20 protein-coding genes are annotated in these 21,096 nt (G+C 69.3%); 12 read left to right on the top strand and 8 right to left on the bottom strand.

Annotated elements, in window-relative coordinates; genetic code table 11:
• Positions 1-65 precede the first annotated feature (65 nt).
• From KF892_19290 to KF892_19270, 5 genes are all read left to right on the top strand, one after another.
• Entirely contained in the window at positions 66-983 is a 918-nt protein-coding gene (locus KF892_19290; GenBank protein ID MBX3627168.1) for a DMT family transporter, read from the top strand.
• Positions 984-1,021: 38 nt separating this feature from the next.
• The gene (locus KF892_19285) at positions 1,022-1,648 is read left to right on the top strand and encodes a LysE family translocator (GenBank protein MBX3627167.1); all 627 of its coding nucleotides are present in this window, start codon (positions 1,022-1,024) and stop codon (positions 1,646-1,648) included.
• A gap of 71 nt (positions 1,649-1,719) precedes the next feature.
• Positions 1,720-3,996 (top strand): response regulator, encoded by a 2,277-nt coding sequence (locus KF892_19280; protein ID MBX3627166.1) that lies wholly within the window; start codon positions 1,720-1,722, stop codon positions 3,994-3,996.
• Between the two features lie 70 nt (positions 3,997-4,066).
• Positions 4,067-4,459, top strand: a complete 393-nt coding sequence (locus tag KF892_19275) for a nuclear transport factor 2 family protein (GenBank protein MBX3627165.1) — start codon at positions 4,067-4,069, stop codon at positions 4,457-4,459.
• A 43-nt stretch (positions 4,460-4,502) separates the two neighbouring features.
• Positions 4,503-4,982 carry a VOC family protein gene (locus KF892_19270; GenBank protein ID MBX3627164.1) on the top strand — a complete coding sequence of 160 codons (480 nt, stop codon included), beginning with the start codon at positions 4,503-4,505 and terminating at the stop codon, positions 4,980-4,982.
• A 33-nt stretch (positions 4,983-5,015) separates the two neighbouring features.
• Here KF892_19270 and KF892_19265 read toward each other — a convergent pair whose 3' ends face one another.
• The 5 genes from KF892_19265 to KF892_19245 form a co-directional block, all read right to left on the bottom strand.
• Positions 5,016-6,173, bottom strand: a complete 1,158-nt coding sequence (locus KF892_19265; GenBank protein ID MBX3627163.1) for a PAS domain S-box protein — start codon at positions 6,171-6,173, stop codon at positions 5,016-5,018.
• 144 nt (positions 6,174-6,317) lie between these two features.
• Positions 6,318-7,385 (bottom strand): sn-glycerol-3-phosphate ABC transporter ATP-binding protein UgpC, encoded by a 1,068-nt coding sequence (gene ugpC, locus KF892_19260; protein ID MBX3627162.1) that lies wholly within the window; start codon positions 7,383-7,385, stop codon positions 6,318-6,320.
• Positions 7,386-7,473: 88 nt separating this feature from the next.
• Positions 7,474-8,328, bottom strand: a complete 855-nt coding sequence (locus tag KF892_19255) for a carbohydrate ABC transporter permease (GenBank protein MBX3627161.1) — start codon at positions 8,326-8,328, stop codon at positions 7,474-7,476.
• A gap of 8 nt (positions 8,329-8,336) precedes the next feature.
• A complete protein-coding gene (locus KF892_19250) occupies positions 8,337-9,221 on the bottom strand; it encodes a sugar ABC transporter permease (GenBank protein ID MBX3627160.1) in 885 nt (294 codons plus the stop codon).
• 94 nt (positions 9,222-9,315) lie between these two features.
• Positions 9,316-10,581: a carbohydrate ABC transporter substrate-binding protein gene (locus KF892_19245; GenBank protein ID MBX3627159.1), complete on the bottom strand. Its 1,266-nt coding sequence runs from the start codon at positions 10,579-10,581 to the stop codon at positions 9,316-9,318.
• A 306-nt stretch (positions 10,582-10,887) separates the two neighbouring features.
• Between KF892_19245 and KF892_19240 the strand changes: the two genes are divergently transcribed.
• The 4 genes from KF892_19240 (at position 10,888) to KF892_19225 (ending at position 14,895) form a co-directional block, all read left to right on the top strand.
• Positions 10,888-12,105, top strand: coding sequence for a carbohydrate porin (locus KF892_19240; protein MBX3627158.1), 1,218 nt, complete (start codon positions 10,888-10,890; stop codon positions 12,103-12,105).
• 88 nt (positions 12,106-12,193) lie between these two features.
• Positions 12,194-12,883 carry a response regulator transcription factor gene (locus KF892_19235; GenBank protein ID MBX3627157.1) on the top strand — a complete coding sequence of 230 codons (690 nt, stop codon included), beginning with the start codon at positions 12,194-12,196 and terminating at the stop codon, positions 12,881-12,883.
• A 21-nt stretch (positions 12,884-12,904) separates the two neighbouring features.
• Positions 12,905-14,410, top strand: coding sequence for a sensor histidine kinase (locus KF892_19230; protein MBX3627156.1), 1,506 nt, complete (start codon positions 12,905-12,907; stop codon positions 14,408-14,410).
• Between the two features lie 32 nt (positions 14,411-14,442).
• Positions 14,443-14,895: a TfoX/Sxy family protein gene (locus KF892_19225; GenBank protein MBX3627155.1), complete on the top strand. Its 453-nt coding sequence runs from the start codon at positions 14,443-14,445 to the stop codon at positions 14,893-14,895.
• On the opposite strand, the gene KF892_19220 is transcribed toward KF892_19225, so the two are convergent.
• Positions 14,822-15,190, bottom strand: coding sequence for a DUF2917 domain-containing protein (locus tag KF892_19220; protein ID MBX3627154.1), 369 nt, complete (start codon positions 15,188-15,190; stop codon positions 14,822-14,824). The two genes, KF892_19225 and KF892_19220, sit on opposite strands and share 74 nt — an antisense overlap.
• A gap of 129 nt (positions 15,191-15,319) precedes the next feature.
• Between KF892_19220 and KF892_19215 the strand changes: the two genes are divergently transcribed.
• Positions 15,320-16,273: a LysR family transcriptional regulator gene (locus KF892_19215; GenBank protein MBX3627153.1), complete on the top strand. Its 954-nt coding sequence runs from the start codon at positions 15,320-15,322 to the stop codon at positions 16,271-16,273.
• Between the two features lie 33 nt (positions 16,274-16,306).
• Here KF892_19215 and KF892_19210 read toward each other — a convergent pair whose 3' ends face one another.
• Both KF892_19210 and KF892_19205 read right to left on the bottom strand, forming a co-directional pair.
• Positions 16,307-17,386, bottom strand: coding sequence for a hypothetical protein (locus tag KF892_19210; protein ID MBX3627152.1), 1,080 nt, complete (start codon positions 17,384-17,386; stop codon positions 16,307-16,309).
• Between the two features lie 66 nt (positions 17,387-17,452).
• Entirely contained in the window at positions 17,453-18,022 is a 570-nt protein-coding gene (locus tag KF892_19205; GenBank protein MBX3627151.1) for a 5-formyltetrahydrofolate cyclo-ligase, read from the bottom strand.
• Positions 18,023-18,112: 90 nt separating this feature from the next.
• On the opposite strand from KF892_19205, the gene KF892_19200 reads away from it, so the two are divergent.
• Positions 18,113-20,119: a lytic transglycosylase domain-containing protein gene (locus KF892_19200; protein ID MBX3627150.1), complete on the top strand. Its 2,007-nt coding sequence runs from the start codon at positions 18,113-18,115 to the stop codon at positions 20,117-20,119.
• Complete coding sequence (locus tag KF892_19195) at positions 20,116-21,072, top strand: complex I NDUFA9 subunit family protein (GenBank protein ID MBX3627149.1); 957 nt, start codon at positions 20,116-20,118, stop codon at positions 21,070-21,072. The genes KF892_19200 and KF892_19195 overlap by 4 nt, the downstream gene beginning before the upstream one ends.
• Positions 21,073-21,096 lie beyond the last annotated feature (24 nt).

The raw sequence follows: 21,096 nt of genomic DNA, 5'->3' as shown, positions 1-21,096 counted from the left end.
GCGTATGGAAACGTTCCTGAGGAACGAATTTACAGAACGATCCTGTGACACGACAGTGGGCGGCCATGAACACCCGCACCGCCCTTCCCACCTTCACCGCCGCGCCGGCTTCCGGCCTGGGCATCGCCCTCGCACTGGCCGGCGCCATCGGCTTCTCGGGCAAGGCCATCCTCGCCAAGCTGATGTACCAGCATGGGGTCGACGCGGTGACGGTGGTGGCCTGGCGCATGCTGATCGCGCTGCCGATGTTCCTCGCGATGGCGCTCTGGGCCGGGCGCGGCAAGGCATCGCTGTCACGCCGCGACGGGCTGGCCGTGCTGGGCCTGGGCTTCACGGGCTACTACGCGTCGAGCATGCTCGACTTCTACGGCCTCATGTTCGTGAGCGCGGGCCTGGAGCGGCTCATCCTCTACCTCGGCCCGACCATCGTGATGGCGCTGTCGGTGCTGTGGGTGAAGAAGCCGGTCACGCGCCGCCAGTGGGTGGCGGCAGCGGTGAGCTATGCCGGCACGGCCCTCGTCTTCGGCCGCGAGTGGCGCGCCGAAGGCGAGCACATCGCGCTCGGCGCGGCGCTCGTGTTCGCAAGCGCCGTGTGCTACTCGATCTACCTCATCGCCAGCGGCGAGCTCGTGCAGCGTGTGGGGGCGCTGCGGCTCACCGGGCTCGCGTCGAGCGCGGCCTGCGTGTTCTGCCTGCTGCATTTCGTGGCGGTGCGGCCGCTCGGGGCGCTGGTGGTGCCCGAGCCGGTGCTCTGGTGGTCGGTGCTCAACGCGCTGGCCTGCACCGTGGCGCCCATCCTGATGGTGATGATGGCCATCGAGCGCATCGGCTCGGCCCTGGCGGCACAGGTGGGCATGGTGGGCCCGGTGTCGACCATCGCGATGGGCGTGTGGGTGCTCGGCGAGCCCTTCACGCTCACGCTGCTCGTGGGCACGGTGCTCGTGATGGCCGGGGTGACGCTGGCGTCGTCGAAGCGGGCCTGAGTGCGGCGCGGTTGCGACCGCGCCGCTACGATCGCGCGATGCTCACCACCGCCCAGACCTTCGCGTTCCTCCTCGCCGCGGTGCTGCTCACCGCGACGCCGGGGCCCGACAACCTGATGGTGCTGAGCATCGGCATGTCGCGCGGGCGCCGCCCCGGCATCGCCTTCGGCCTCGGCTGCGCCATCGGCTGCCTGAGCCACACCGTGCTCGCGGTGGTGGGCGTGAGCGCCCTGGTGGCCGCGTCGCCCACCGCCTTCACGCTGCTGCGCTGGCTCGGCGGCGGCTACCTCGTGTGGCTGGGCATCGGCGCGCTGCGCAGCGCCGGCATCGGCCGCGTGGGGCCGTCGGCGGCCGAGTCGACGTCGCTGACGCGGCTGTTCCTCAAGGGGCTGCTCGCCAATGCCATCAACCCGAAGGTGGTGCTCTTCTTCCTGTCGTTCCTGCCGCAGTTCGTGGTGCCTGCACAAGGGGCGGTGGAAGGGCAGCTCGCGCTGCTGGGCCTCGTCTTCACGCTGCAGGCGGCGCTGCTCTTCAGCCTGCTCGGCTACTTCTCGGGCAGCGTGGGCGCCTGGCTCAACCGCACGCCGCGCGCCGGGCAATGGCTCGACCGCCTGGCCGGCACGGTGTTCATCGCCCTCGGCCTGCGGCTGGTGTCGGGCCGCTAGGCAGAACACCGGGCGAGCCGTTTGCCCCGTTTCCCTGTTCGCTTCGCCTGGAAGCGGACAGGAGGAAGCCCATGCCCCGCCGATCCGTCCTGCTCGTCTTTCGCGGCATCGACGCCACGAGCCGCGCCACGGCCGCGCTCGGCGTGCTGCTGGTCACGGGCGTGCTGCTGGCGGGCGGCTTGTCAATCTGGCGGCTGCGGCAGGCGGCGGAAGCCTCGGCGCAGCAACACGCCGACAACCGGGCCGTGGCCATCTCGGCCCACGCCGCGCAGGCCCTGGATGCCGCCCGCTACGTGGTCGACTCGCTGGCCACCGAAATCGCCGCCGCCGCACCGCGCGACGCCGCCGACCTGCACGCCGCCCTCGGGAGCCGCGCGGCGCACGAGCGGCTGCGCGCCCGCACCGAAAGTCTGTCGGTCCTCGACGTGATCTCGATCTTCGATGCCGAGGGGCAGCTCGTGACGTACTCGCGCCAGTTCCCGGCGCCGGCCATCCAGATCCGCGACCGCGAGTCCTTCACGGTGGCCAGCGCCGGTTACGGCAAAGCCTTCATTGCGGGAGCGGTGCAGAACCGCTCGCGTGGCGACTGGACGTTCTACCTCGCGCGCCGCCTCGAAAGCCGCTCGGGCGACTTCCTCGGCGTGGTACTGGTGGGCCTGGCCAGCCGCTACTTCTCGCGCTTTTACGACCAGGTGCGCGGGCAGCGCGCCTTCGGGCAGTCCGCCGGCGAGGGTCACCCGGTGACGGTCACGCTGCTGCGCGACGACGGGGTGGTGCTGGTGCGCGCCCCCGCGGAAGAAGGCCTGCTGGGCCACCGGCTGCGCCCCGATGGCCACTATCGCCAGCTCGGCAATGACCGGCTGCCCCTGCCCGGCACGCCCGACTACCCCGTGGCCACCCCGTGGGACGCCGAGCCGCGCGCCCCGCAGCACAGCCTCGCCAGCTTCGACTGGGCCGAAGGCCACCCCGTCGTGGCCGCGGTGGTGGTCGACAACGACGCCTTCCTCGGCGAGTGGCGCACCCAGAGCACCGTGGTCGGCCTGCTGGTGGGCCTGGTGGCGGTGTGCCTGGCGGCGATCTTCCGCTCGCTCTCGCACTCGTTGCAGCGGCGCGAGCAGCACATGGTGGAGAACCAGCGCCTGCGCGTGCAGGCCGAGAGCGCCAACAAGGCCAAGAGCGAGTTCCTCGCCACCATGAGCCACGAGATCCGCACCCCGATGCACGGCATCCTCGGCACGGCCGACCTGCTCGCGCGCACGCCGCTCAGCCCGCACCAGGCGCAGCTCGCGCGCACGCTGATGGCGTCGGGCCGCAACCTGCTCGGCATCATCAACGACATCCTCGACCTGTCGAAGATCGAGGCCGACGAATTGCAGGTCTTTCCGAGCGCCTTCTCGCCCACGGAGGTGGTGAACGAGGTGCGCGACCTCTTCATGGGCTACGCCTCCAAGAAGGGCCTGGCGCTCGAAGCCCTGCCCTCCACCGGCCTGGCCGCCGCGGTGGAAGGCGACCTGAACCGGGTGCGGCAGGTGCTCGTCAACCTCACCAGCAACGCGATCAAGTTCACCGACCGCGGCCACGTGCGGCTGTCGGTCAGCCAGCACGGGCGGATTGGCGCTGACCGCGTCGCGGTGCGCTTCCAGGTCGAGGACTCCGGCAGCGGCATCGACCCCACCGCGCGCGCGACCCTCTTCCAGCCCTTCACCCAGGTCGACGGCTCGGTGGCCCGCAAGTTCGGCGGCACCGGGCTCGGGCTCGCGATCTCGCAGCGGCTCGTGCACCTGATGGGCGGCACCCTCGACTACCTCAGCACGCCGGGCCAGGGCAGCACCTTCTGGTTCGAGCTGCCGCTGAAGGTGGCGGCCGAAGGCGCGGTGCACCCCCAGCCGATCGGCCAGCAGGTGCACGAGCGCTTCGCCAACAGCGGCGCCACGCCGCTGGCCGAGACGCAGGGGGTCGAACACGAGGGCTGCCACATCCTCGTCGTCGAGGACGACCCAGTGAACGCCATGATCGCCGAGGCCCAGCTCGCGCGCCTGGGCTGCTCGTGCGACATCGCCATCGACGGCAAGGAGGCCCTGCAGCGGCTGCGCGACGGCCACTACGACCTGGTGCTGATGGACTGCATGCTGCCCGGCATGTCGGGCTACGCCGCCTCGGCCGCCTGGCGCGCCGAAGAAGACGCGGGCGGCCGGCCCCGCGTGCCCATCGTCGCGCTCACCGCCAACGTGCTCGCGAGCAACGCCGAGCAATGCCGTCAGGCCGGCATGGACGACTACCTCACCAAGCCGTGCACCATCGAGAAGCTCGCCGCGATGCTGGGCCGCTGGCTGCAGAAGGTGGCCTGAGACTTGGCATGAACCGCGGGCCTATAGTGGCCGCAACCCCTGCACCCGCAGGGCCACAGAGGACACCCCCATGACGATCGCCACCCTCGCCACCTGGCACGACCTGGTCTCGACCCGCAACGTGAAGGGGCTCGACGCCCTGCTCGCCGACGGCGTGGTCTTCCACTCGCCGGTGGTGCACACCCCGCAGGTCGGCAAGGCGATCACCACGCAGTACCTCGCGGCGGCGTTCCAGGTCTTCTTCAACGAGACCTTCCGCTACGTGCGCGAGATCGCCGGCCCGCGCGATGCCGTGCTGGAGTTCCAGGTCGAGATCGACGGCATTGCCGTGAACGGCGTCGACATGCTCCAGTGGGACGACGAAGGCCGCATCGTCGAGTTCAAGGTGATGATCCGCCCGCTCAAGGCGATCAACCTGATCCACCAGCAGATGGGGGCGATGCTGAAGAAGGCCGCGCCCTGACCCTGCGTTTCACCGCCTCACCCACATCGCGAAGGAGACGAGCATGCCCAGCAAGAACACGATCTGCCTCTGGTACGACCGCAACGCCCTGGAGGCCGCGCAGTTCTACGCCAGGACCTTCCCGAACAGCAGCGTGGGCGCGGTGCACCGCGCCCCGGGTGACTTCCCCGATGGCAAGCAGGGCGACGAGCTCACGGTCGAGTTCACCGTGATGGGCATCCCCTGCCTGGGCCTCAACGGCGGCCCGGCCTTCAAGCACACCGAGGCCTTCTCGTTCCAGGTGAGCACCGAAGACCAGGCCGAGACCGACCGCCTGTGGCACGCCATCGTCGACCACGGCGGAGAAGAAAGCGCCTGCGGCTGGTGCAAGGACAAATGGGGCCTGTCGTGGCAGATCACGCCGCGCGTGCTGATGGAGGCCATCGCCCACCCCGACCCGAAGGCCGCCAAGCGGGCCTTCGACGCGATGATGACGATGAAGAAGATCGACATCGCCGCCATCGAGGCCGCGCTCAAGGGCTGACCGGGCCGCAGCCGCGCAGCCGCCTCGCCCACATCAGCGCAGGAGCCCGGCCCCCGCCTCGGCCACGGCCGAGGTCGCGCCCTCGGTGAGGGGAATGCGCAGCGAGAACTCGGCCCCCTTGCCCTCGCCTTCGCTGCGCACCTCCACCGTGCCGCGGTGCAGGTTGACGATCTCCTTCACCACCGACAGGCCGATGCCAAGGCCCGCACCACGCGCCGAACTCGCGCCATCGGCCTGCGTGAAGACGTCGAAGATGGTGGGCAGCAGGCTCTTCGGGATGCCGCGCCCGGTGTCTTTCACCGTCGCGACGAAGTGCGTCTGGTCGGCGCTGGCCGTGACCCACACCCGGCCGCCGGCCGACGTGAACTTGATCGCGTTGGCCACCAGGTTGCCGAACACCTGCTGCATGCGGCCGGCATCGACCTCGACCTCCAGCGGCTGCTCGGGCAGCACCGCGGTGAGCGACACGCCCGCGGCCTCGGCCTTGGGTTGCGCATCGGCCACCACCTCGTGGATCAGCGACTGCAGCACCACCGGCCGGTATTGCACGCTGAGCTTGCCCACGCGTGCGCGGGTGAGGTCGACGAGGTCTTCGACCAGGCGGGTGAGGAAGTCGACCTGGCGATCCAGGATCTTCAGCAGCCCATCGTGGCGCGCGAGGTCAGCCGATGACTGGAGGATCTCCAGCACGTTGCGGATGGGCGCCAGCGGGCCGCGCAGCTCGTGGGCCACTGCGGCGATGAAGGTGTTGCGCTCGGCCTGCTCGGCGTTGCGCTCTTCGAGCACGTTTTCGAGGTACTTCATGCGCGTGCGCAGGTGGGTCGCGTCACGGAAGATCTTGATGAAGCCGATGAGGCGGCCTGCGTCGTCGTGCCGTGCGTAGGTCAGGCCGCTGGCCCAGAAGCGCGAGCCGTCGCGGCGTGGGTGCCAGCGCTCGTCTTGCGAGCAGCCCATCGCGCGGGCCGCGTTCAGCTCGTGCTCGGGGATGCCGCCGTCGCGGTCTTCCGGGGTGAAGAGGCTGCTGAACGGGCGGCCGACCACGTCGTCGGGTTGCAGCGCGGTGATGTGTGTGGCTCCCTCGCTCCAGCTCGTGATGAAGCCTTCGGCATCGGCAAACATGACGCCGTGCCCCTGGGCCTCGTGCAGCAGGCGAAGGAAGCCTTGGGCATCGTCCTCGCGTATGGCGGGCATGCGTCCTCCATCGGTGGCGGGGTCGGCGCACCGTGCGCCGATCGACTGCGCCGCAGTGTGGGCCGCCGGCCACCGCGCCGGCATCGGCGAGGGCGAGAAGCGCTCGTAGGAAGAAACCGCTTGAGGAAGAGGGTCTGAAGAGGGTCAGCCGAGCCGCCGGTCGGTGGCGTCGTCGAACACGTGCAGGTCTTGCGCATCCCACGCGACGTGGACGGCATCGCCTACGCGCTGCGGCACCCGCCCCCCGGTGCGCAACACCAGCGGTCCGATGGCCGTGTCGACAAAGGCGTAGGTGTCGGGGCCGGTGGGCTCGAGCAGCGTCAGGCGGCCGGCGAGCCCCGTGTCGGCGAGGCGCACGCACTCGGGCCGCACGCCGAGCACGCAGCCGCCCTTCGGTGAAGCGGCCCGCAGGGCCTGCTGCTGGTCGGCGGCGAGCGTGATGGCCTGGCCGTGCACGCTCAGGCCCTCGCCCGCCACTTCGGCCTTCACCATGTTCATCGCCGGGGAGCCGATGAACTCGGCCACGAAGCGGGTGGCCGGGCGGCTGTAGATGTCGTCGGGCGTGCCGAACTGCTGCACCAGCCCGTCTTTCATCACCGCGATGCGGTCGCCGAGCGTCATCGCCTCCACCTGGTCATGCGTGACGTAGACGGTGGTGGTGCGCGTGCGCTGGTGCAGGAGCTTGATCTCGGCGCGCATCTCCACGCGCAGCTTGGCGTCGAGGTTCGACAGCGGCTCGTCGAAGAGGAAGAGCTTGGGGTTGCGCGCGAGCGCCCGGCCCATCGCGACCCGCTGGCGCTGGCCGCCCGAGAGCTGCGCGGGCTTGCGGTCGAGCAGGTGCTCGATCTGCAGCATCTTGGCGACGCGCGCGACGGCGGCTTCGCGCTCGGCCTTGGCGACCTTGCGCATCTCGAGCGCGAAGCTGATGTTCTGCGCCACGTTCATGTTGGGGTAGAGGGCGTAGCTCTGGAACACCATCGCGATGTCGCGGTCGCGCGGCAGCGTGTTGGTCACGTCGCGCTCGCCGATGTGCAGGCTGCCCGAGGTGGGCGTGTCGAGGCCCGCGATCATCGACAGCAGCGTCGACTTGCCACAGCCCGAGGGGCCGACGAGGATGAGGAACTCGCCCTCGTCGATCTCGAGGTCGATGCCTTTGAGGATGTCGACGGGCCCGTAGCTCTTGCGGACCTGGCGGATGGAGAGTGCACCCATATGTTTTAGAGCCCCAAGGTCGCCTTCGGCGCCCGCCCCCCGAGGGGAGCGATCGGCCTTGGGGCGGCCCGGCGGCCGATCCTTTCGTTCAACCTTTGACGGCGCCGGCCGTGAGGCCCCGCACGAAGTACTTGCCGGCCAGCACGTAGATGGCCAGCGTCGGCAGCGCGGCGATCATGGCGGCGGCCATGTCCACGTTGTATTCCTTGACGCTGCTGCTGGTGTTGGCCATGTTGTTGAGGCCCACCGTCACCGGCTTGGCATCACCCGCGGAGAACACCACGCCGAAGAGGAAGTCGTTCCAGATGGCGGTGAACTGCCAGATCAGCGTGACGACGAGGATGGGCGTGGAGAGCGGCAGCACGATGCGCCAGAAGATGCGCCAGAAGCCAGCCCCATCGAGCATGGCCGCGCGGATGAGCTCGTCGGGCAGCGCCACGTAGTAGTTGCGGAAGAAGAGCGTGGTGGTGGCCAGGCCCACCAGCACGTGCACGATCACCAGGCCCCAGATCGAGTCGGCGAGGTTGAACCAGCCGAGCACCTGCGACATCGGCAGCAGCACCACCTGCAGCGGCATGAAGGCACCGAAGAGCATCAGCCCGAACATCAGCTCGCTGCCCTTGAAGCGCCACTTGGCGAACACGTAGCCGTTGACAGCGCCGAGCGCGGTGGAGATGAGCACCGCCGGCACCACCATCAGGATGGAGTTGAAGAAGAAGGGCTTCAGGCCGCCACAGTCGGTGCCGGTGCAGGCTTCGGACCAGGCCTTGCGCCAGGCCCCGAAGTCGAGACCCTGGGGCAGGTCGAGCAGGCTGCCGCCGCGCACCTGGGCCATGTCCTTCAGCGAGGTGGCCACCATCACGTAGAGCGGCAGCAGGAAGAAGGCTGCGAAGAGCAGCAGCACCGACCAGATGGCGATGCGGTGGACGGTTTGCGCCTTCATCGTCGATGTCATCGCCGCGCTCCCCGCAGTTCCGAATACAGATACGGCACCACGATCGCTGCCACCGTGCACAGCATGATGGTGGCCGAGGCCGCGCCCAGGCCGATCTGGCCGCGCGAGAAGCTCATCGCGTACATGAAGGTCGCGGGCATGTCGGTGGCGAAACCGGGGCCACCGGCGGTGAGCGCCATCACGAGGTCGAAGCTCTTGATGGAGATGTGGGCCAGCACCAGCAGCGTGCTGAAGAAGACGGGCCGCAGGCTCGGGATCACGATGCGCCAGTAGATGCGCGGCAGCGTGGCGCCGTCGATCTGCGCCGCCTTGAGGATGGCGTCGTCGATGCCGCGCAGGCCGGCGAGGAAGAGCGCCATCACGAAGCCCGCGCTCTGCCACACGCCGGCGATCACGACGGTGTAGATCGCCATGTCCGGGTTCACGAGCCAGTCGAAGCTGAAGCCCTCGAAGCCCCAGCTGCGCACCAAGTGCTCGAGGCCGAGGCCGGGGTTCAGGATCCACTTCCAGGCGGTGCCGGTGACGATGAAGCTCAGCGCCATCGGATAGAGGTAGATGGTGCGCAGCGCCCCTTCGGCGCGGATCTTCTGGTCGAGCAGGACGGCGAGGAAGAGCCCGAGCGCCAGGCCCACGCCGATGAAGAGTGCGCTGAAGATGCCGAGGTTGGTGAGCGCGACGATCCAGCGCTCGCTCTCGAAGAGGGCCACGTATTGCGCGAGGCCCACCCACTCGTAGTTGGGCAGCAGGCGCGAGGCCGAGAACGACAGCACGCCGTTCCACGCGATCAGGCCGTAGATGAACGCGAACGACAGCGCGAAGCCGGGCGCGACCGCCAGCTTGGGCATCCAGCGCGCGAGGCGAGTGGCAAAACCGGGGCTCATGAACGAACGGGTTGGAGGATAAAAACGCGGGCTGCGCGGTAACGCAGCCCGCCCAAGAAACAAGCTTCTGACTTGCTCCTCTTCTCGCTGAGACTTAACGGGTCTTGGCCGCAGCCACCAGTCGGTCGGCGGCCTGCTCAGGCGTCATGGCATCGGTGTTCCAGAACTGCGAGACCACGTCCTTGATCGCGCCTTCGGCGGCCGACGACACGGCCATGCCGTGCGCGATCGACGGCACCAGCGTGTTGCCCTTGGCGGTGGCCACGAAGTCCTTGCTCGACAGCTTGGCGCAGTCGTCGAACTTGCTCATGTCCATGTTCAGCCGCGCCGGGATCGAGCCCTTGTTCAGGTTGAAGGTCTCCTGGAACTCGGGCGACATGATGGCCGCGGCCATGTCCTTCTGCGCCTGCAGGTTGGCGGTGTTCTTGATCTTGAACATCGCGAAGCTGTCGATGTTGAAGGTGAAGGCATTGGCGGTGCCGGGGGCGGCGGCGCAGAGGAAGTCCTTGCCCGGCGCCTTGCCGGCGGCGATGAACTCGCCCTTGGCCCAGTCGCCCATCAGCTGCATGCCGGCCTCGCCGCGGATGACCATCGCGGTGGCGAGGTTCCAGTCCCGGCCGGGCGCGTTCTTGTCGGTGTAGCCCTTCACGCGCTTGAAGGTGGTGAGCACCTTCAGCATGGTCGGGCCCTTGATCGTGGCGGGGTCGAGCTGCACCAGGGCCTTGCGGTAGAAGTCGGCACCGCCCACGCCGAGCGCGACCGACTCGAAGGTGGTGAAGTCCTGCCAGTTCTGGCCGCCGTGGGCCACGGCGATGAGGCCGGCTTTCTTGAGCGCCTCGGCGGTGACGAAGAACTCGTCCCAGTTGGTCGGCATCTTGGCGTTGGCCTTCTTCAGCGCCTCGGGGTTGGCCCAGAGCCAGTTGACGCGGTGTACGTTGACCGGCACGGCAACGTAGTGGCCCTTGTGCTTCATCACGTCGGAGACGACCTTGGGCAGCAGCGCGTCCCAGTTGTTGGCCTTGGCCACGTCATCGAGGTTGGCGAGCACGCCTTCGTTGCCCCACTCCTGGATCGACGGGCCCTTGATCTGCGCCGCAGCCGGGGCATTGCCCGAGACCACGCGCGACTTGAGCACCGTCATCGCCGAGTCACCGCCGCCGCCGGCGACCGCGAAGTCCTTCCAGCTGTGGCCCTTGCCCTGCAGCGTGGCCTTCAGGGCCGAGGCGGCCTTGGCTTCGCCGCCGGAGGTCCAGTAGTGCAGCACCTCGACCTCGCCGGCTTGTGCGGCGAAGAAAGCACAGAAGAGGGTCGTCGCGGCAGCAATGTGCAGCGCACGGGCAGGGAAGCGGTGGAAGGTCATTCGCATGTCTCCGTCGTGTGTTGTGTGAGGTGGAGATCGGGTCGGGGCTGCAGCACTCGATGAACGATCGGGGCCGAACATTAACGATAAATTAATCCCTTGAACCTCGGGCTTACCCTTGGTTTCTGCCTATGCACACGCCTCTCCTGGGGAGAAGTGCTGTGCGTTTCAGGCAACTCATGGTTAACACCGAATTAATATTATTAATGTTTCTGAAAACAATGCGCGCCGAAGCCAGGGCCCGCCAGCCCATCCGATGGCTTCGCTCTTTTCCCTGAACAACCACCACCCCTGGAGACAGCTCCCATGACCACCCTTCGCTCCCTGGCGCCGACCACCCTGGCGCTCGCCGCCGCGCTCGCGGCCGGCTCGGCCCATGCCGTCGATTTCGGCGGCTACTTCCGCGGCGGCCCCGGCCTCACCTCGAAGAACGCCTCGCGCGCCTGCTACGACCTCGGCATCTCGGGCGGCCACTACCGCCTGGGCAACGAATGCGACTTCTACGGCGAATTCGCGCTCTCGCAGACCGGCAAGACCGAAGGCGTCGACTGGAAGGGACTGGTGATGTTCAGCCAGTACAACCCTGGCACCGACACCGGCGACTCCAAGACCTCGATCAACCAGATGTACGTCGAAGGCAAGGGCTTCGACTTCGCGCCCGGCACCAACTTCTGGATCGGCAAGCGCTTCTACGGCCGCAAGGACGTGCACATCCTCGACACCTTCTTCGTGAAGATGGACGGCGTGGGCGGCGGCGCCGACCAGATCGCATTGGGCGGCGCGGGCAAGCTCGGCCTCGCGCTCTTCACCACCGACTCCGACAGCGCCACGCCCAACAACCCGGGCGTGCGCTTCAACGTCGACCTGAGCGAGATCCCGCTCAACGCCGGCGGCGCGCTGCGCGTGACGGGCACCGCCACGCAGGGCCGCTTCGACGACAACGGCTCGGGCGACAAGGGCACGAGCGGCTTCGGTGTGAGCCTGCAGCACACGCAGGACATCGCTTCCATCGGCGGCGGCAACACGCTCTGGCTGCAGTACGCGCAAGGCTCGGCCGGGCTGGATGCGAACTTCGGCGACCTCACCGCGCCCTCGGGTGCGAAGAAGGTGCGCCTCGTGGAAAGCGTGACCTGGCAGTCGGGCAACTTCGGCGGGCAGGCGGTGGCGCTCGTGGGCCGGCAGGACGAGAACACCGTGGCCGGCACGCCGCGCTTCACCGAGGTCTCGCTCGGCGGGCGGGTGTCGTATGCGTTGACGAAGAACCTGAAGCTGCTGGCCGAAGTGGGCCACATGCAGAAGAAACCCGCGAGCGGCGAGACGCAGAAGCTGACCAAGTTCACCTTCGCGCCCGCCATCGCCACCGGGCCCGAGTTCTTCAAGCGGCCCGAGCTGCGCCTGTACGTGACGACGGCCAAGTGGAACCAGGCCGCCAACGCTGCGGCTGGCCCTGACGGCCTCACCGGACTGGGCAATGGCAAGACCAGCGGCACGAGCTTCGGCCTGCAAGCCGAAGTCTGGTTCTAAGCCCACGGCGAAGCCGTCTCGGGGCAAACACCCCGAGACGGCCGCAGGGGCTGTCTTACCATCGCGGGCGCTTGAACACGCCCTGCCGATGAAGCTCCTGCTCGCCGAAGACGACACCATCCTCGCGGATGCCCTCACCGCCAACCTCAAGGGCTGCGGCTTCGAGGTCGAGGTGGCCGAGAACGGCGCCGTCGCCGAGTACCTTCTGCTCAAGCACGACTTCGACCTCGGCGTGCTCGACCTCGGCCTGCCGCTCGTCGACGGCTTGAGCGTGTTGAAGAAAGTGCGCGCCGCCAAGCCCGCCCTGCCGATGATGGTGCTCACCGCCTGGGACGGCATGGAGCAGCGCGTGGCCGGCCTCAACGCCGGTGCCGACGACTACCTCACCAAGCCCTTCGACTTCCCCGAGCTGGAAGCGCGCATCCGCGCCCTGCTGCGCCGCGCGCATGGCGCCACGGCGGCGGCCGTGCCGCAACAAGCCGGCCTGCTGCGCTTCGACCGCGAAGCCCGCCGCGCGAGCATCGACAAGACGCCGCTCGACCTCTCGCCGCGCGAGTGGACGCTGCTCGACCTGCTGCTCACGCAGAAGGACAAGGTCGTCACCAAAGAGCAGATCGTGCAAGGCTGGACGGGCGACACCAGCGAGCAGACGCCCGGCGCCATCGAGGTCTACATCCACCGGCTGCGGCGCAAGCTCGAAGGCTCGAAGGTGTCGATCCGCACGGTGCGGGGCCTCGGCTACCTGCTCGAAACCGACCCCGAACTCCGTTCGGGCTGAGCCTGTCGAAGCCTGGTGCCCATGACCGCCTGGAAGGCCTGGCTCACCCCGGGCACCCGCTCGCTGCACCGGCACCTGCTGCTGTGGCTGCTGCTGCCGCAGCTCGTGCTGTGGATGGCCGCGGCCATCTTCACCTACAAGCTCGCCGAGCGCTACGCCAACCAGGCCATCGACGCGAGCCTCTCCACCGCCTCGCGGGCGCTGGCGCGGCAGGTGAAGCCGAGCGGCAGCGGCCTGTACATCGACTTCCCGCGTGCGGCGCAAGACGTGATCGAGGCCGACCCCGACGACCGCCTCTACTACAAGGTGAGTTCGCCGCCGGGTGAGTTCATCCTCGGCAACAGCCAGATGCCGGCGCCCACTGGCATTCCCAACCCACAGCTCAACCAGCCCTACCTCTACGACGGCACGCTGCACGACCGACACAACGACAAGCCCGGCGACAAGGTCGGCGCCCCTGGCGCGGAGTCGGGCCGCGACATCAGCGTGCGTGTGGTCGCGCTCTACCTCGCCTATGGCGAGCCGGGCAAGCCGCAGACGCTCCTGGTGCAGGTGGCCAAGAGCCGCACCAGCCGCGAAGAGCTGGCGCAGCAGATCCTGATCGACACCGCGCTGCCCTTGTCGCTGCTGATCGTGCTGATGTCGGTGATCGTGTGGGGCGGCATCCGCGGCGGCCTGGCGCCGCTCGCGCGGCTGCGCAGCCTGGTGGAGGCGCGCGCCATCGACGACCTCGCCCCCATCAAGCTCGAAGCCGCGCCCGAGGAAGTGAAGAGCCTCGCGCTCGCGCTCAACACGCTGCTGGCCGAAGTGCGCGAGAGCGTGAACGCGCAGAACCGCTTCATCAGCGATGCGGCGCACCAGCTGCGCACGCCGCTCGCCGGCCTCAAGAGCCAGACCGAACTCGCGCTCGCGAGCACCACCGTCGCGACCGACCCGGAGCTGCGCGCCCGCCTGAAGCTCGTGCATGAAAGCGCCACCCGCAGCGCGCACCTGGTGAGCCAGCTGCTCGCGCTCGCCCGCGCCGAGCCCGAAGCGGCGGCCGCGCAATCGCGCACCCGCTTCGACCTGCAGCGCCTGGCGCGCGAGGTGGCGGCCGAGCAGGTGCCACGCGCGCTCGCCGCCGGCATCGACCTCGGCAGCGAGGATGGCGAGACGCCGCTTCCCGTGACGGGCAACGCGATGCTGATCCGCGAGGCACTGGTCAACCTCGTCGACAACGCCATCCGCTATGCCGGGCGCGGCGCGAGCGTGACCGTGAGCGCGCATGCCGAGGGGCAGGAAGCCGTGCTGACGGTGGAAGACACCGGCCCCGGCGTGCCCGAGAGCGAACACGAGCGCATCTTCCAGCGCTTCGTGCGCGCCACGCACGAGGGCAACGGCTGCGGGCTGGGCCTGGCGATCGTGAAGGAGATCGTGGAGCGCAGCCACGGGCACGTCGCGCTGCAATCGGTGAAGCCACATGGGCTGCGGGTGGTGGTGCGCTTTCCGCTCGCCACCGCGGTGGCAGGAGCCGGCAGGAGCGGCTGAAGGGATCGGCGCGTTTGGGCACACTGCCCCGCATGGCCGCCTCGAACGAATTCGCCGCCCATTGCCTGGAGTTGCTGAGCCCGCTCGGGCCGGCGCGCTCACGCCGCATGTTCGGCGGCCACGGTTTCTACGTCGACGACCTCTTCATCGGCATCGCCGCGGGCGAGCGCTTTTACCTGAAGGTGGACGACGACTCCCGGCCGCGCTTCGAAGCGGCCGGCTGCGAGCCTTTCGACTTCGACACCAAGGACGGCAAGCGCGTGGTGCTGGGCTTCTGGTCGGCGCCCGACGACGCGCTGGAGTCACCAGCGCTGATGCAGCCCTGGGGGCGCATGGCGATGCAGGCGGCACTCAAGGCGCTGAATGCCAAGAAGCCCGCGCCCCGGAAAACCGCCGCCGCAAAGAAGACGCTCAGCCGAGCGCTGGCGCCGGCCGCCAGAACGAAAGCCGCGCCAGCGAAGAAGAAACCCGCGACGAAGCGCTGAGCCTTCTCGCAAACGACGGGCAGGCACGCGGCGGCACCAGCAGCTGGAAGCGCGTTTCGTTGCCATCGTGGCCCCAGCCTTCGATCACCCACTCGCTGCCGGAGTCGAGTGCGAGGGTGTCGCCGGCCGACAGCCACAGGTCTTCGGCCGGCTCGTCGGCCGAGCCCTCGCGGGTGAGCCACACACGACCCTGGGTCACACGCAGCTCGCGGGGGCCGGGGCCGATGTCCAAGCGCAGGGCCTGACCGGCCGGCAGGGCCCAGTCGGCAGAACTGGACTGTTGCGAATTTGTCATCGTTGCGTGGATCATGGTGTAGCTCCTTGCTGGCTTTTTGCAATGGGGTGGCTGGAGAATAGGCAGGTCCGACACCCCGGTCCAATGAAATGGGCACAACCCATTGATGCTTGATCGTCATCAATCGCCATGAACAACTTTCGCCGCCGCCCGCTCTTCGTGGGCCCCATCCGCACCTTCGAGGCCGTGGCCCGGCACCTGAGCTTCCGGGCCGCCGCCGATGAGCTGAGCCTCACCCAGTCGGCGGTGAGCCGGCAGATCCAGTCGCTGGAAGAAGACCTGGGGGCCACGCTGCTCATCCGCGGCACGCGCAAGGTCGAGCTCACGAACGACGGCGCGAGCTTCCTGCGCGCGCTCGCGCCCAGCCTCACCCGCATCGATACCACCGTGCAGCAGATCCGCCAGGCGCAGGGGCGGCGGGTGGTGAGCGTGAACACCTTCGCCTCGTTCGCCTCGATGTGGCTGATCCCGCAGATGGAAGCCTTCCAGCGCGAGCACCCCGAGATCGACATCCGCGTGCAGGCCACCGACACGCTCGCCAACCCGCTCGACCCGGAGTTCGATCTCATCCTGCGGTACACGGGCCACCAGCGCGCGCCGTCCGGCGCGCAGCGGCTCTTCGGCGAGGTGGTCACGCCGGTGATCAGCCCCTGGCTGGCCGAGCAGATCCGCACCGGCGCCTCGCCGCCGCTCAGCAAGCCGGAGCACATTGCGCAGTACACCGTGACCGAGGAAGACGACCACCGGCACGGCTCGGAATACCTGAGCTGGGGCTACTGGCTCGCGCAGCAGGGCGCACCGAAGACGCAACCGCGCCGCTGGCTCTACCTCAACTACACCTACCAGCAGATCCAGGCCGCAATGGCCGGCCAGGGCGTGGCGCTCGCCCGCCTGCCGCTGGTGGCCGAGCAGCTGGAGCGCGGCGACCTGGTCGAGCCCTTCGGCACGCAGGGCCGCATCGCCACACCGCTCGCCTACTGGCTGATCGCCTCGCCGCAGGCGCGCGACCGGCAGGAGGTGGAGGAGTTCTGCCGCTGGGTGGAGACGCGCGCCGCGCAGACGCGCGCCGCGCTCGGCGAATGACCCGGCAGCGACGCTCACCGGGAGGGAGCGCGATCAACACCCCATGAAGCCCAAGGCATCGCCACGAACGAAGTTGTAAGTCTGGCAGTTGCGCTTGTTGTCCTCGCGCCGCTCCGCCTTCTCGCGCTCTCGCTCCTCTTCCGCCCTCACCGTCGACGCGCGCGAAGGATCATCGACACGCATGCCGGGAAGTGCATCCGTGGCTTGCTGCAGCGCCAGGCCGAATCTGATGAAGGCCGCAAGCGGCCCGAAGAAGCGCTGGAGTTCTTCGTCGCTGCGGGTGGGCGCCACCCCCTGGGGCCTGGTCTTGGCCGACGCCACGGCCAGCGACAGCCGGCCATACACATCACCCAGCGTGGCGGGGCAGGCCGTCATCGCCGTGTCGACAAGGTTGATCCAGAAATCAGCGCCTGCCGGGTCTCGAGGCAGTTGGTCCAGCCCACCCTGCGTCTCGTACCAGAACAGCACCCCATCGTGCTCGTCAGACTGCCCCAGTGGAGCGCCCGCCGCGGCATAGAAGCACCCAAGCCGCCTGAAGCCCGCGTGCTCCCAGAAGACGACCTCCGACTTCAGCGCCTGTGTTTGCGCCAGCGCGAGTGCCCGATTCGCCATCAGCCGGGAGATGTTGGCGCCCACGAAATGGGGTGGGCGGCTGCTGGCACCGCCAACCCCTTCGCCGCGACGCAATGCCGCCGCGTCCGCGGCAGAAAGCCGAAGCTCCACCGGAAGCGCTCGCAGCTCGATGCCCGTCGCCGGCGACAAGGTCTCGATCAGTTGCTTGGCCCGGTTCCTTGGAACGGGAACCGTGCTGCGCACGAGCACCCGATAGCCGTCAAACAACTGTTTGCCGGAATAGCGCCGGTACACCGAGAACGACGCCTCACCGGCCCGGTTGAGCGCCACCCGCATCGCATCGAGCTCTTGCTCGACAAGCCCGTTCTCCCGGGTGGCCCGCCCGTCGAGAAGACGCTCTGCCGTTGCGATGTAGACAAGGTCCACGGCCTCGGGAGCAGGCGCCGGCCCGGGTGGCGGCTTGGCGGGGCGCGTTTGTGCCCCGGCGGCCATGACCCACACCACACCTGCCATCAGAACAAGACCGCGCCATGTCGTCATCGCCTGCCCCCGTTTCGTGGCAGAGGCCGGACCCTCCGGCCCCTGCGCCACAAGCCCATGCAATTTCTAGACGACCCCACCCTCGGTGACGATCAGCGCGAGCGGCTGGTCGTGCGGCTCGGGCGTGAAATCGGCCTCGGCGACGAGGCTGGCCGACCACGCCACGCCCACCGCCGTCACATGCGGATTCGCCGCCAGCCAGCGATCGAAGTACCCGCCGCCGTAGCCGAGGCGATACCCGCTCGCGGTGAAGCCCACGCAGGGCACGAGCACCACGTCGGGCACCACCTCGGCGCCGTCGCTCGCGGCGATGCCGCACTCGTCTTTCAGGCGGGGCGCCTGCCCGTCCCACGCCCGGTAGTGCATCTGCCGCGGCTCGCGCCGTGCGAAAGGCAACGCCAAGGGGATGGTGGTGTCGCCGTTGTCGTCGATCCAGAGGTCTGCTGCGTTAAATTCCGATCGCATCGCCCAGTAGAGGCCCAGGCACTCGGGCTCCAGGCGGTCGATGACCTGCCTCAACTCCCGCGCAATGGCCTCGACGGCCGCTGAAACTTCTGCCGATGCGGCGAATCGTTCACGGGCAGCCAGCAGCTGCGCGCGCAGCGCGGGGCGGGTGAGGCGGGAAGAAGCAGACATGAAGGGCGGCCGGACGTGGCGGTAAGAGCAGTGGTGTTGAAAGCAGCGGCGTTGAAAGCAGCATTGGAACCGGGCTGGCGTGCCACACGCATGATCGTGGCAACGCTCGGGCTGGCCTTGGTGGGCCCAGCCGGGGCGCTGGCACAGACCGGCAATGACGCGATCGTCGCCGCTCGCGACGCCTTCGGCAAACGCGACAGCGCAAAACTCGCCCAGATGCGCACCGCCGCGATGCTCGAGCGCCACCCGCTCGCCATGTGGGCCGACTACTGGCAGCTCAACAGCCGCCTCTACGCCGCCTCGCTCGACGAGGTGGAGTCGTTCTACCGCCGCTGGAGCGGCACCTACGTCGAAGACCGCCTGCGCAACGACTGGCTGCTCGAGCTGGGCCGCCGCCGCGAATGGAAGGCGCTGGCCGCCGACTACCCGCGTTTCCGCATGAACGACGACCGCGAGGTCTTCTGCTACGCACTGCTGGCCGACCACTTCGAGGGCAAGGACGTGCGCCAGGCCGGCCGTGCCGCCTGGTTTGCGCAACGCGAGGGCGACGACGGCTGCAACCTGCTTGCCACCACGCTCTACGAAGCCAAGCAGCTGAAGGACGATGAGGTGTGGCGCCGTGCGCGCCTCGCGGTCGATGCCAACAAGCCGCGCGCCGTGCGCCAGGCCGCCGCCCTCATCAGCCCCAAGGCGGGCGATGACGCCGGCACGCTGCTCGACAGGCCCGAGCGCTACCTCCACGGCGCGAGCCCGCGCAGCCGCACCGAGCGCGAGCTGGCCACGCTCGCCCTGATGCGATGGGCCACGAACGACCCCGATGCCGCCGCCGCCTCGCTGCGCGGCAAGTGGGAAGCGCTGCTGCCGCCCGAGCTGGGCGCCTGGGCCTGGGCCGCGGTGGCCAAGCAGGCAGCGATCAAGCTGCTGCCCGATGCCTCCGAGCACTACCAGCGCGCCGCGCTGTTGGCCGGCAAGGCCGCGGTCGAGATCGACTGGGCCGACGAGACGCTCGCCTGGAAGGCGCGTGCCGCACTGCGCGCCAACGGCGGCAAGCCGCGCTGGCAGCAGGTGGTGCAGGCCATCAACGCGATGGCGCCCAACGAGCAGCGCGAGTCGACCTGGGTCTACTGGAAAGCGCGCGCGCTCCAGGCCATCGCCCGCGATTCGAGCGACCCGCAGGCGATGGCCTCGCAATCGCAAGAGCTGCTCGGCAGCATCGCCGGCCAGCTGAGCTTCTACGGCGCGCTCGCCTCCGAGGAGCTGGGCCGGCCGATCGCCCTGCCCGAGCCGCCGCCGCCGCTCACCGAGGCCGAGCGCCAGGCCGCCGCCCGCGAGCCCGGCCTGCAACGCGCGCTGCAGCTGATCGCCATCGGCCTGCGCAACGAAGGCGTGCGCGAGTGGAACTTCACCCTGCGCGGCATGGACGACCGCGCCCTGCTCGCCGCCGCGCAGCTCGCCTGCGACCGCGAGGTCTGGGACCGCTGCATCAACACCAGCGACCGCACGCGCGGCGAGATCCACCTCGCGCAGCGCTTCCCCACGCCCTTCCGGCGCGAGGTGCAGACGCGCGCACGCGAGATCGGCCTCGACCCGGCCTACGTGTACGGCCTCATCCGCCAGGAGTCGCGCTTCGTGATGGACGCACGCTCCGGCGTGGGCGCCTCGGGCCTGATGCAGATCATGCCGGCCACCGCCCGGTGGACGGCCAAGAAGATCGGCCTGCCCTTCACGCAGGACATGATCACCGACCGCGACACCAATCTGAAGCTCGGCACGCAGTACCTGCGACTGGTGCTCGAAGACTTCGAGGGCTCCGAGCTGCTCGCCGCCGCGGCCTACAACGCCGGCCCGAGCCGCCCGCGGCGCTGGCGCGAAGGCCCGGTGCTCGAAGCCGCCATCTGGGCCGAGAACGTGCCTTTCAACGAAACGCGCGACTACGTGAAGAAGGTGCTCTCGAACGCCATCTTCTACTCGGCCCTGCTCAACACACCCAGCGGCCAGGTCGCGTCGGCACACGCCCCGTCGCTCAAGGCCCGCCTGGGCCGCATGGTCGGGCCACGCCTGGCCGCGGCCCCGTCCAGCAACGGAGACCTGCCATGAAGCCCGTGCTGGTGCTGGGCGGCAGCGGTTTCGTCGGCCGCACGCTGTGCGAACAACTCATCCACGACGGCGACGGCGCCGCCCGCATCACCGTGCCGAGCCGCCGCCCGTCGCGTGCCAAGGCGCTCGGCATGCTGCCCGGCCTGGAGCTGCTGCCGGCGCGCAGCTTCGACGAACCCGAACTCGTGCGGCTGCTGCGCGGCAAGTACGCGGTGGTCAACCTGATCGCCACCCTGCACGGCAGCGAGGCCGCGTTTCGCCAGGTGCACGTGGAGCTGCCGCGCCGGCTGGCGCGGGCCTGCGCGATCGCCGGTGTGCGCCGCGTGGTGCATGTGAGCTCGTTGGGCGCGGCAAGCGACGCGCCCTCGCGCTACCAGCGCAGCAAGGCCGAGGGCGAGGCGGTGCTGCGCGCGGCCACCAACCTCGACCTCACGGTGCTGCGCCCCTCGGTGATCTTCGGCGCCGACGACCGCTTCCTCAACCTCTTCGCGCGGCTGCAGGCGCTCTTCCCGCTGATGCCGCTGGCGTGTGCCGAGGCGCGCTTCCAGCCGGTGTGGGTCAACGACGTGGCCCAGGCCATCGTGCGGGTGCTGCACTCGCCGCACACCATCGGCGCCACCTACGAGGCGGTCGGCCCCAAGACCTACACCCTGAAGGAGCTGGTGCAGCGGGCGGGCGCCTGGTCGGGCCACCCACGGCCCGTGCTGCCGCTGCCCGCGGCGCTCGGCCGGCTGCAGGCCGGGCTGCTGGAGCTGCTGCCCGGCGAGCCGCTGATGTCGCGCGACAACCTCGACTCGATGGCCGTGCCCAACGTCGCCACCGGCCAGCTGCCGGGGCTGGACGCGCTGGGCCTCCACCCGGCGGCGCTCGAAGCGGTGATGCCCGAGGTGCTGTCGCGCCGCCGCGAAGCGGCCCGCCTCGACGGCTGGCGGCGCGAAGCCCGGCGCGGCTGACCCACCCCACGCCGCCGGCGATGA

Origin of the sequence: Rhizobacter sp., assembly GCA_019635355.1 — a bacterium.
Lineage (GTDB): Bacteria > Pseudomonadota > Gammaproteobacteria > Burkholderiales > Burkholderiaceae_C > Rhizobacter.
This window is presented reverse-complemented; position numbering and strand designations above follow the sequence as displayed.